The sequence below is a fragment of the Arhodomonas sp. KWT genome (assembly GCF_010993615.1).
In genome coordinates this window covers 1-2,167 of sequence record NZ_WNXE01000324.1, presented here as the reverse complement: position 1 = coordinate 2,167, position 2,167 = coordinate 1, and the positions used below count along the sequence as shown (strand labels likewise).

Below are 2,167 nucleotides of genomic sequence, written 5' to 3'. Positions count from 1 at the left end.
TCCCAGGCGAGATTGACGGCGGCGGCGGTCTTGCCGACGCCGCCCTTGAGGTTGTGCAGTGCCAGGATGTTCATGTCACTCCGCGGCGTCCCGTACGAGTGTGTTCAGGGTGCCCGCGACCGTCCCGGGCGGGGCGTCGCGGCCTGTCGGCAACGATGCCCGGGTCATGCGTTCCCCGGTCATGCCGCCCTCTCCTCCGGGCGAATACCCCGCGGGAGGCGGACATTCATCGGCCCTTGCGGGTCAAACGCCAGTAGGCGCGCCAGCGCGCCACCAGCACATTGCTCTCCTCGGCGTAGAGGCGCCGCCCGGACGCCACGGCCCGACGCGTCAGCCGGGTACGGCGCCGCGAGACGGCCCGGACGATGGCGGCACGGGTAGCGGCGGCACCGAACAGCGCCGGCTCCTCGGCCATCAGCGCATGCATCACGGCGAGGTCGTGGTCGTCGCCAAGGGCGTCGGACAGTCCCTTGAGGCACCGGCGCCGGGCCTCGAGCATCTCCGGCCAGCAGCGCTCGAACAGGCAGGTGTGGTACCAGTGGTCCTTCACCCGCTTGCGCCACTCGTGCAGCCGCTCGTCGGTAACCCCCTTCTCCACCGCCGCCAGCGCGCGTGCGCCGTCGCCGAAGGTCCGGGCAAGGCCGCCGCGAAACAGCGCGAAGCCGCCCCGCGGCAACGGCCAATCAGTCAGCGCGGCGCGCGCATCGCCGAGGGATTGCCGGGCGGCGGCGATCGCGTCGGCGTCCGCGCCCTGCCCCGCCTCGTCGGCGCGCGCCGCCAGCCGCTCGCGCACGCGCTGCATCGCCGTACTGGAGAACCGGCGGGGCTCGTCGGCGGCGAGGGCGTCCCAGCATTCCACCAGGGCGGCGGCGTCGCGCATGCCCGACAGCCCCCGGGCGATGTCACGGTAGCGGGTGTTTTCGCCACGGAAACGCCTGCCCAGATGCGGACGCAGCAGGCGGACAACGGCGCGTATCTCCTTCAGCCGCTTGCGCGCCTCGTGCACGCCCTCGGCGCGCCGGTCCCCGGGCAGGGCAAGCGCCTCGTCGGCACGCTCGATTCGGTCCGCGACGACCCGCCGGACCTCGTCGTCGGCACCGCGGCGTGGATCGATGCGATATCCGCTGCTCATGGCCTGTACGTCATTCCGGTCATGCGTCTCGTCACATTCTAACCATTTACGTGGCGCGCACTGTTACAGCGCAGCGCTGGGGGCTTCTTCCAGAGAAACAGAATCGTTATCATCCTCAATCACGCGATTAACGATCCACTGACGGAGGACGCCCCGATGACCAACCGAACCGGCCGCACGCTCTGCACCATCGCGACCGCGGCGCTGGCCGCCGGCGCCCTGTTCAGCAGCGCCGTCCAGGCCGACGGTGAAGCCGGCGAACACGTCAAGGCGATGCACGAGCACATCGACACCTATGTCTCGGACGCCCGCGCCATGACCGAGACCGCCAGCGGCCTCGCCGATGCCTACGCCAGGGGCGAAGCAGCGGATCCCCAGGCCCTGATCGACAAATGGGAGTCCGTGAAGCTGCACGCCGCCGTCGAGACCACCGCCGCCACGATCTACTCATCGATCTGGCAGGGCATCTACGGCGTCAAGGAGGCCATCGAGAAGGAGCGCCCGGACGAGGCCGTCCGCGAGCAGGTGGACGCACTGGATCACGCGCTCTGGCAGGGCGTGGGCGCCGTACGCCTGGCCGCGATGCAGCAGAAGCGCGGCGGGCAGGAGGAACACGGGCACGGCGCGTCCGGGCCGGTGGCAACGATCGGGGAGATCGAACACAATCTCGACCGCGTTGTCGCCGAGTATGCCGAGGGCGAGACGAAGGAGGCCAGGGAACTCGTGCACAGCACGTACATGGAGCGCTTCGAGGGCATCGAGGGACTGCTCATCGAGCAGGACGCCGAGCTCGTCGAGGCGCTGGAGAAGGCCTTCAACGTGACGCTGCCCCGGCTGATCGACCAGGGCGCCGAGCTCTCCGAGCTCCGTGGGGCGGTGGACGCGATGAAGGAGAAGCTCGAGCGCGCGGAGGGCCTCGCGGCCAAGGCGGGCGACGACAAGGAAAAGGTGTTCTGAGCATGCAGCGGCGGCGATTCCTCCAGGCCCTGACGGCACTGGGCGTGATGGGCGGGCCCCTGCGGGCCCTCGCCGCCA

The 2,167-nt window shown here is 70.2% G+C and carries 2 protein-coding genes; one reads left to right on the top strand and one right to left on the bottom strand.

Annotated features, from left to right (window positions below):
• Nucleotides 1-226: 226 nt before the first annotated feature.
• Nucleotides 227-1,132 carry a CHAD domain-containing protein gene (locus G7A99_RS18455; protein WP_163142935.1) on the bottom strand — a complete coding sequence of 302 codons (906 nt, stop codon included), beginning with the start codon at nucleotides 1,130-1,132 and terminating at the stop codon, nucleotides 227-229.
• Nucleotides 1,133-1,288: 156 nt separating this feature from the next.
• Between G7A99_RS18455 and G7A99_RS18450 the strand changes: the two genes are divergently transcribed.
• The gene (locus G7A99_RS18450; protein WP_163142931.1) at nucleotides 1,289-2,089 is read left to right on the top strand and encodes a hypothetical protein; all 801 of its coding nucleotides are present in this window, start codon (nucleotides 1,289-1,291) and stop codon (nucleotides 2,087-2,089) included.
• The last annotated feature ends 78 nt before the right edge of the window (nucleotides 2,090-2,167 follow it).

Excerpts from the sequence above, each read along its gene's own strand:
- G7A99_RS18455 (WP_163142935.1), bottom strand. The coding sequence starts at position 1,132 with ATGAGCAGCGGATATCGCATCGATCCACGCCGCGGTGCCGACGACGAG.
- G7A99_RS18450 (WP_163142931.1), top strand. The coding sequence starts at position 1,289 with ATGACCAACCGAACCGGCCGCACGCTCTGCACCATCGCGACCGCGGCG.